Raw genomic sequence first — 8,331 nt, forward strand, 5'->3', positions numbered from 1 at the left:
GGGGCCGCCGCGAGGGACATCGAAGTCCCGATGGAGAGACGAGGTCCGGTGAAGGGCGTGGGTTCCGGGCCGCGACCGCCTACCCCTATGGAGCATCCGATGACATTGCACGTCTCCTCCGGTTGTGAAGCGTGTGCCAAGGCCGACATGGTCGACGCGATCGGCAACCCCTACTACCCGCAGGTGACCGCGAAGAGTGGTCATGCCATCGAGTTCGACGGTGTTCCGGCGCTCCTTGCGGCGGGGAACGACTACCTCGACCTCGCTACCGATCCGCGTGTCCAGCAGGCCGCGCATGACGCCATCGACTACTACGGCGTGGGTGTCCCGAGTGACGTGCCCGGTGTGTGCGAGGACCTGTCCAGCGACCGACGGGTGCGGCAGGCCGCTCACGACGCCGTCGATCTCTACGGGGTCGGAATGACCGGATCTCCTTTGATGAACGGCTACCTCGGTATTCACCATGACCTGGAGGAGGAGATCGCCGCCTGGGTGGGCAAGGAGGCCGCGCTGGTGTTCACCGCGGACGATCTGGCCGCGGTCGGCACGCTGACGCAGTTGATCATGCTGAACCGCGACACGGCGGTCATCGCCGAGGATGTCGTGCAGGATCGGCTCATGGACGGTGTCCGGATCATGCGCCCCCGCTGGACCGGCCGGTTCGGGCACGACGACCTGCCCGAGCTGCGTCAGCGCCTCGAGGAAGCCAACCGCCACACATCCCACATCCTGGTCGTCGTGGAATGCAAGGAGCCCGGCAGGACCGACTCCCTGTCTCTCAGGGAGATATGCGCCCTCGCGCAGGAATTCGATGCCGAGATCTTCCTTCACGACCCCCACGGGATTGTCGGCCGTGAAGGCTCCGGCGCGCTTCTCGGCCTGGCCGACCAGATCCACTACATCTCGGGCACCTTCGGTGGGTCCTTCGGTGCGTCCGGCGCATTCCTGGCCACCTCGCGGGAAACCGTGAAGCACCTGGCGGCCCAGTGCCAGACGCGTATGTTCGCCGCGAGCCTTCCGCCTCTGCTGACAGCCGCTGCCCGCAGCGCACTGGCCGTGACGCGGCACGGCCGGCGGTCCCGCGACGAGGCCGGGACCGTGAGGAATGAGCATGGCGGCGACACGACACGGTGGAACGGTTATCTCGCCATGCGCGCGAAGCTGGCGAGGGACCTTGCGGGATGGGCCGGCAAGGAAGCGGGGATGGTCTTCGCCGCCGGCTATCTGGCCAACGTGCGTGGCCTGTCTCAGATCATTCAGTTGAACCCCGACGCCACCGTCATCAGCGACAAGTCGGCGCACGCCTCACTCATCGACGGTATCCGCCTGGGGCATCCGCGCAGGACCGCGAGGTTCGCCCACAACGACCTGGATGATCTGCGCCTCAAGCTCGCGGAAGCGAAGAAGCACGCCGACCGCGTGATCATCGTTGTCGAGGGCGCTTACTCCGTCGAGGGAGACCTCACGCCGCTTCCCGGCATCGTCGCCCTCGCGACCGAGTTCGACGCCGAGATCTTCCTCGACGGCGCACACGGCGTGGGAGTCGTCGGCGGCGGCCGCGGTACTGCCGCGTCCTTCGGCCTGGCCGACAAGGTCGACTACATCACCGGTACCTTCTCGAAGGCCTTCGGTTCCACGGGCGGATTCCTCCTTGCCTCGGCCGACGTCATCGACCGGCTCGATACCTACCACCCGGCGGATCCCGCCACCGCGCTGGCCCCCGCGCTGATCGCGGCGGCCCAGCGGTCGCTGGACATCATGAAGGAGGAGCCGTACCGAGGCACGCGAGCCCAGGCCACGGCCGACACCCTCCGTACGGAACTCAACCGCATCGGCTTCGAAGCCAGCGGTGTCACACCGATCGTGTCGGTCTCCCTGCGCGGCATGCTCCAGTCCGCACACAGCCCGGAAGTCCTCGCCATCACTGATGACAACCCGCGGCGTCAGGCACTGGAACGGGAGAAGGCCCGGCTGTACCGGGACACGGTCGGGACGGTCCAGGCCCACAACTGGCTGCTGTCGCAGCGTGGCGTCTACACCAACGCGTTCATCGCCCCCGGAGTCGACGAACCGGTGCTACGCGTGAGCGCCACCGCCGGATTCACCTCGGACGACGTCCACACGATCGTGGACGCCTTCATCGCCCTGCGAGCGGCCTACCCCGACCTCGACGCCGAGGCGCCCGCAGACCGCCGCGCCGCCTGACCCCACCCGTCATCCTCGGAAAGGCAAGGAACGCACCACCATGCCCACCGCTCTCATCACCGGCGCCAGCTCCGGCATCGGCGAGGAATTCGCCCAGCAGCTCGCGCTCACCCACGACCTGGTACTCGTCGCCCGCAATGTCGCCAAGCTCCAGCAGCTCGGCGCCCAGCTGACGGCCCGTTACGGCACCCGCATCGAGATCATCGGCGCCGACCTGTCCACCAGGGACGGACGAGCTCCGGTCACCGCCCGCCTCACCGACCGGGAGCACCCGATCGACTTGCTGATCAACAACGCGGGGATGGGCTACCACACCGGCGCCTCCCAGAACCCGGTGGACGACGAGATGTACATGCTGGAGGTCAACGCCACCGCCAAGATCCATCTCTCCCTCACCGCCCTGCACACCATGCTCGAGAGAGACCGCGGCGAGATCATCAACGTCTCCAGCGTATGCGGCATCGCACCGGCATGGACCGACTCCCTCTACGGAACAAGCACCGCCGCCGTCCTGCGCCACACCGAGGAAATGGCCTACTGCAAGGCTGTACGCCGCTCCAAGGTGAAGATCATGGCGCTCTGCCCGGGAGACGTGCAGACAGACTTCAACAACCGGGCCGGGATTCCGAACAAGACCGACTGGGGATGGGTCGATCAGCACCTGCTCGTGCGCGTCGCACTGGACGACCTGCGCAAGGGAAAGACCGTCTCCATCCCGACAGCCCGGTACAAGTTCCTGTCCGCACTCATGCGGATCCTTCCCAACAGCTGGTCACGCATGTACGCCTTCGACCTCGGCCAGCAAAAGACCCCACACCCCGGACAACACCCTCGCACCACGCACACAGCCCCGACCACCTGACGCGACGGGCGCCAACACCACACGCGGCGAGCAGACACGAAAGCCGACCCGCCGCACCACACCCACGGCTTTCGCCTCCGCCCCACGGACGACACCGGCATCTCCACGCGGCGACGTGCCCACGCCGCCCTAATCGGCGTCGAGTCGTCGCGGGGTGCCGGGCGGCAGCGTCGGGGGCGCCACGCCCAAACCACCCGATGCCCCGTGCCGGCATCGAAGCCGACCCCACGGCAACGCGCTGGGCGCCGAGCATGCCCGATGCACTGATCAGCGAGCGCGGCCCAGACCGGGGCGCCCATCGACGACGGACCCCCCACGCTCTCGCGAGCCTCAACCGGCACCTCAGCCAACCGGGACATGCCCCCTCAGGTTCCCCTGCACGGAGGCGGCAACGACTCAATGCAAGTGACCCGCGGACACTCACCCCCGATCCTCCTCGGTGAACACCCGCGCATCCATGAGAATGCGACATGCCGTCACCCTCGGCGGCAGTCCAACCCCAAGGACAGCATCGTGAGCGAACGCGTCATCACTCCTCGCAGCCGCGGCTTCCTCTTCGTGGATTCCCACCCAGCCGGCTGTCAAAGACTCGTCCACGACGCCTGGGCATCCGTCCCCGCAGCAGCACCCACCCTCACAGAGAGGGAACCGGTAGCCCTCGTCATCGGGTCCTCAGCCGGATACGGGCTGGCGGCCACCATCGCCGGTCTCGCCCGCGCCCGCATCCGGGGCATCGCCGTGTGCTTCGAAAAACCACCGGGCCGACGAACGGCGACAGCCGGCTGGTACCGCACCGCCGCCACCGCCGAACTCGCCCGCCGGCACGGCCGCGACATGGTGTTCCTCAACGGCGACGCCTTCGCCGACGCCATGAAGCAACGCGTCGCCCAACTGCTCACCGACCGCTTCGGCGGCCGTCTGGACTACCTCCTCTACGCCGTCGCCGCTCCCCGACGCACCGACCCCAGCACGGGCGTCACCTACGCCAGCCAACTCAAACCGATCGGCGCACCACACCGCACCAAGACCCTCGTCTTCGACGAACGCGGCGCCCCCAAGGTCAAGGAAATCGTCGTTCCCCCGGCCCAAGGCGACGACATCGCGCAAACGGTCGCGGTCATGGGCGGGGCCGACTGGGCACGTTGGGTAAACCAACTCGCGGATCGGCGCCTACTCGCGGAAGGCTTCACCACCGCCGCTCTCACCTACATCGGCTCTCCCACCACCGAAGCCGTGTACCGCCGAGGCACCATCGGGGCGGCCAAAGCGGACCTCGAGGAAACCGCCCGTAGCCTGAACGACCGCCTTGGCGGCATCGCCGGACGAGCCGTGACGTCGGTCAACGGCGCCGCCGTCACCCAGTCCTCCACCGCCGTGCCCACCATCGCCCTGTACACGGCACTGCTGCACGCGGTCCTCGGCGACGCGATGGTCCCGCCCATCGAACAACTGGTCCAGCTCTGGGACCAGTTCACCTCCGGCCGCCCCCTCACACTGGACGACGAAGGACGTCTACGACTGGATACCTGGGAGCTGGCCCCGCCCGTACAAGCCGCACTCACCTCACGCTGGAACGAAGCCACCACCAGCAACATCAGCCGCCTCGCCGACCTGGAATGGTTTCGCACCCAAGTCCACCAACTTTACGGGTTCGCCGTGCCCGGCATCAGCTACGACGTCCCAGTCGAAACCGACGTCCCCTGGCCCGACCCCGTGCATCCGCCGTCCTGAACTGGCGGGAGAAGCATAGGACTCTCCCTCCCGCGGCCGCACTCAAGCACATGCCGCAGGCCCACACCCACCCCACATCAGCGCAACCGCCCCATTACACCAGGGGCGTGACGCTGCGGCGGCTGCGCGCGGATCCGAAATGCCCTACTTCTTTCTTCTGGTCTCCTCACCACCTTCCTGCTCCTGCTCCAGCTCCAGATCCTTGTCGAGGGATTCGCCCTCACCCGTGGCCTTTTCGGCGGGCCGCCCCAAGACAGCCGCGTCCAGACCGCTGTCCTGCCTCCTCCTCCCCTTCTCGCCGCGCCCCTCTCCGGAGTCACCATGCGTTACGTCTTTACGCATGTCGTTACCTCTCGCTAGGTATGTCCGAATTATCGCGCCAGTCCATGTGGGCGACGTGTGCAGCACGTAGCGCCGGGCGCGGTTGACGGACCCGCGCGGTAGCTGACCTGGCCCACAGGGACGGAGCGGCGATCCGTGTACCAGAAAACGGGCCGAGGGACTCCCTCCCCACCCATGCGCACGGAACTGTCTGTCAAACGCAGGGCCGCCATCGCTCGACAGGGTCCTCCCTCACAGCGAGCGCGGAGCGCGTCACTCCGCGCGGCGGTTCTGGCTTGTGCGTCAGGTCCGATGGTGGACAGCCGACGGAACCCTCGCGACCCTGCAGCAGCACGCTCAGGGAGTGGGGCGAACGGGACCGGAAAGGCGTACTTGCCCCTTCAGGGGCGAAAGGGGCTCGCATGCTGGCAATTGGGCTGCCTCTGCGGCCCTCCTGGCAGGAGATCGCCCCACATAGCCTCTGTCTCAAAGTCCCTGTATCGAAAGGTTTGATGGCCATGATCCCGCCGGATGTATACGAAGCATTTCGCGTCGTCAAGGAACGCCTGGGGAGGATGTATTCCGACCCGCAGCAGGATGACCCGGTGGACCGGGACGGCGCCGATTACCTACTGGGCAATATCGAAGCGCTGGAGCAAATCTTTGAGGACGCTGACGACTTGTCTCAGAACGGTCCCCAGGCGAATACCATCTCAGGGATAAGCGCTTACCTTGAGAGTAGGCAGCGTCGGGAGACGTTCCCTTCGGTGCTTCGAGAGCTAGAGGAGATCTTCGCCGGCAGCAGCGATGCCGAGCAGGTCAGGACCATCGGTGACCGGGCAGAGGCAGTCGACCAGTACTGGCAGAGTTGGGTAAGCGGGTGACTCGGGGAGACATCCCCTCCTTGAACCCACTACATCCGGGACCCTGGGAGCCAGGGTGGCTCAACCAAGCTCGGAGATCGTCTCGCGTGGGACGAAGGTGAAGCTCAGCGCGACAGCCAGCACCAGGCCGGCAATGATCAGCAGTACCACGGCCACATCAACGCGGGCATCGTGCAGCAGCCAGGCGCCCACGAGTCCTCCCATGAACATGGCAGCCACCGAGGAGGCCCGGCGGACCTGATTACGGGAGTCCTGCGCGATCCGCGTGTCGACCGCGAGGGGAGAACCACCGATCAGAGCCGCGAATGCCCGTGTCGTGACGGTCGTGGGCATGCCTGGCACTGCCGCGCGGAGCGTGGAGACGTTCCTGATCCCCATCGCCAGGGCCACCAGTCCCGCCACCACGTAATGCCGACCGGTGAGCGACCCGCGCCCCTGCTCGATTTGCCACGCCACCGCCGCCGCGCCGGCGAGCACCAGGGCCTCGGCGATTAGTGCCTCTCTGAACCAGCGACGGCCCCGGACCTGCGACCACGACTCGAACCGCGCCGAGAGCACGGCACCTACCGTGAATCCGGCCAGCGACGCCAGACACGGGGCGATGGAGAAAGCGGCGATTCCGGCGACCGCGAAAGACAGCAGCAGCATGGTGCCGGTCTGGACAGCGGTGAACACCGGACCCAGCGCGAGGAAGCTGACCGCCTCCACCATTCCTGTCGTCATCGTGAGAGACACCATGGCCCACGTCAGGAAGGGTTCGCGTTTCGCCTTCACCTCTCCAGTGTCCGCCCTCAGAGGCCTCCGCGACACCTCGCGACCGGGGCCCTCGTGCTCGAGGGCGCGCCGAGCGTTGCATCCGTCCTCGAAGGTAAGTGGCAATCGGGGTGCGGCGCCCCGGCCGGTGCACCGCACCGGCACGCATGCTCCTGCGTTCATGGGCTGCCGGGACGCCCAGAGAGATGACGCTCCCTGCCGTCAGAGGCTTCCAAGGGGGTACCTCACTGGCGATGGGCCACGCCGTCACACAGGGCGAGCAGGTGCCGAAGGCGACGGGACCTCCGCCGCTGGATGGGCCGATTGGAGGGTGCGCCCGCACCATGCTTTGGGTGGATATTTCATAGCAGGTGTTTGCTTCCTTGCGATAGATGACGAGCCATCGCTTCGAACGCAACCGCCCTGTCGGTCGGTTCCCCAAGGGAAGCCGCTCAAAATTCCACCCTCGAAAGGAACATCATGAACATTCTATTCCTGAAGCGGAAGATCAAGAACTTGGCCATGCTTTGGGCTCGGCAAATGAATCCGACTACCAAGGCAGCGTCAAAGACCTGGTGACCATGTGGGTGGGCAAATCACGACGCTGCCGACCCCTGATGAGTCATCATCCCACTCCGGGCCCAGCACCGAGCCTTCAGAGAGCCGTGGCTCAGCGATTTACGGACGAGCAGTTGGCGTTGACCGAGCCGATGCAGCAGGTGCCTGGGCGCAAGCATGGGCTTGCCGTCGACGTTCTGGAGCTGATCATCGGCGTTGTTGCCCTGGCTGCCTCCACGCACGACAACGCCGCCGGCACGGCGGGCCGGGGCACCGACCGGTGCGGCTCCGGTTACGTGCCGGCCGGTCGCCGGCCGTACCCGGTCAAGGGCCTGTGCCGGTCTTGTCGATGACGCCATGGCACATGGGCCCCTCGACGACGCGGTTGTGCGGGCCCGGCGGGCACCACGCTCCATAGCGAGGCCCCAGGACCGCGGTGCTGAGACGTCGGACGTCTCGCCGGCAGTCCCGGGGCTCGCCTTTCACGGGGCGGTTCTGATCACCGTTGAGCGATCGCCTGGAGAACTCACAGGTCAATCCCCGGTGTTCAGAACTGCAATGCCCAGGAGTCGATCCTGCCGATGTCCCACCAGGCGTTGTCGCTTACGCGCAGCTTCCAGGTGCCGTTCGCGGTCTCCGAGGAGGCGTTCACGGTGTATGTGGTGTTGATGTTGTCGCTGCTGCCGCCGGTGCCGTACGACTTCAGCGTGTAGGCGGTGCCGTCCGGGGCGATGAGTTGGACCTGGAGGTCACCGATGTAGGTGTGCATGATGCCGACCGGCACCTGGAGCGCGGCGGGCGCGTTGCCCGCGACGCCGCTGACGGTGACGGGCGACTCCACGGTGAGGAAGTCCCAGATCTGGTAGTCGGCGGTGTTCTCGAAACGGCCGCCGGGCGGAGGGCCCGGGTCGGGGTCGGTGCCGCCGCCGCCGACGTACAGGAGCCGGTTCGGCGAGCCGGAGCCGGGGCTGCCGACGACGTTCGGGGTCGCCGCGGCGGTCAGGGCCGAGGACACCT

The 8,331-nt window shown here is 66.9% G+C and carries 7 protein-coding genes and 1 pseudogene; 5 read left to right on the top strand and 3 right to left on the bottom strand.

The window, feature by feature from the left end; translation table 11 throughout:
• Positions 1-99 precede the first annotated feature (99 nt).
• The 3 genes from ACIQMR_RS36990 to fabV all read left to right on the top strand — a co-directional run bounded on the left by ACIQMR_RS36990 (position 100) and on the right by fabV (position 4,798).
• Positions 100-2,205 (top strand): aminotransferase class I/II-fold pyridoxal phosphate-dependent enzyme, encoded by a 2,106-nt coding sequence (locus ACIQMR_RS36990; RefSeq protein ID WP_401397201.1) that lies wholly within the window; start codon positions 100-102, stop codon positions 2,203-2,205.
• Positions 2,206-2,245: 40 nt separating this feature from the next.
• Positions 2,246-3,067 (top strand): SDR family NAD(P)-dependent oxidoreductase, encoded by an 822-nt coding sequence (locus ACIQMR_RS36995; RefSeq protein WP_401397204.1) that lies wholly within the window; start codon positions 2,246-2,248, stop codon positions 3,065-3,067.
• A gap of 513 nt (positions 3,068-3,580) precedes the next feature.
• On the top strand, positions 3,581-4,798 hold the full coding sequence (gene fabV, locus ACIQMR_RS37000; protein WP_401397207.1) for an enoyl-[acyl-carrier-protein] reductase FabV: 1,218 nt from the start codon (positions 3,581-3,583) through the stop codon (positions 4,796-4,798).
• A gap of 144 nt (positions 4,799-4,942) precedes the next feature.
• On the opposite strand, the gene ACIQMR_RS37005 is transcribed toward fabV, so the two are convergent.
• Complete coding sequence (locus tag ACIQMR_RS37005) at positions 4,943-5,140, bottom strand: hypothetical protein (RefSeq protein ID WP_401397210.1); 198 nt, start codon at positions 5,138-5,140, stop codon at positions 4,943-4,945.
• Positions 5,141-5,631: 491 nt separating this feature from the next.
• Here ACIQMR_RS37005 and ACIQMR_RS37010 point away from each other — a divergent pair, with 491 nt between their 5' ends.
• Positions 5,632-6,003 (top strand): hypothetical protein, encoded by a 372-nt coding sequence (locus ACIQMR_RS37010; RefSeq protein WP_401397212.1) that lies wholly within the window; start codon positions 5,632-5,634, stop codon positions 6,001-6,003.
• 60 nt (positions 6,004-6,063) lie between these two features.
• Here the strand turns inward: ACIQMR_RS37010 and ACIQMR_RS37015 are convergent, their stop codons facing one another.
• Positions 6,064-6,777: a YoaK family protein gene (locus ACIQMR_RS37015; RefSeq protein ID WP_401397215.1), complete on the bottom strand. Its 714-nt coding sequence runs from the start codon at positions 6,775-6,777 to the stop codon at positions 6,064-6,066.
• 692 nt (positions 6,778-7,469) lie between these two features.
• Here ACIQMR_RS37015 and ACIQMR_RS37020 point away from each other — a divergent pair.
• Positions 7,470-7,571: pseudogene (locus ACIQMR_RS37020) on the top strand (IS5/IS1182 family transposase); the annotation flags it as partial.
• Positions 7,572-7,861: 290 nt separating this feature from the next.
• On the opposite strand, the gene ACIQMR_RS37025 reads toward ACIQMR_RS37020, so the two are convergent.
• Positions 7,862-8,331: proprotein convertase P-domain-containing protein (locus tag ACIQMR_RS37025; protein ID WP_401397218.1), on the bottom strand; the 470-nt coding region annotated here is incomplete at its 5' end.

This window comes from Streptomyces sp. NPDC091376, from assembly GCF_044757085.1.
GTDB classification, from domain to species: Bacteria; Actinomycetota; Actinomycetes; order Streptomycetales; family Streptomycetaceae; genus Streptomyces; species Streptomyces pratisoli.

Excerpts from the sequence above, each read along its gene's own strand:
- ACIQMR_RS37005 (WP_401397210.1), bottom strand. The coding sequence starts at position 5,140 with ATGCGTAAAGACGTAACGCATGGTGACTCCGGAGAGGGGCGCGGCGAG.
- ACIQMR_RS36995 (WP_401397204.1), top strand. The coding sequence starts at position 2,246 with ATGCCCACCGCTCTCATCACCGGCGCCAGCTCCGGCATCGGCGAGGAA.
- ACIQMR_RS37010 (WP_401397212.1), top strand. The coding sequence starts at position 5,632 with ATGGCCATGATCCCGCCGGATGTATACGAAGCATTTCGCGTCGTCAAG.
- ACIQMR_RS36990 (WP_401397201.1), top strand. The coding sequence starts at position 100 with ATGACATTGCACGTCTCCTCCGGTTGTGAAGCGTGTGCCAAGGCCGAC.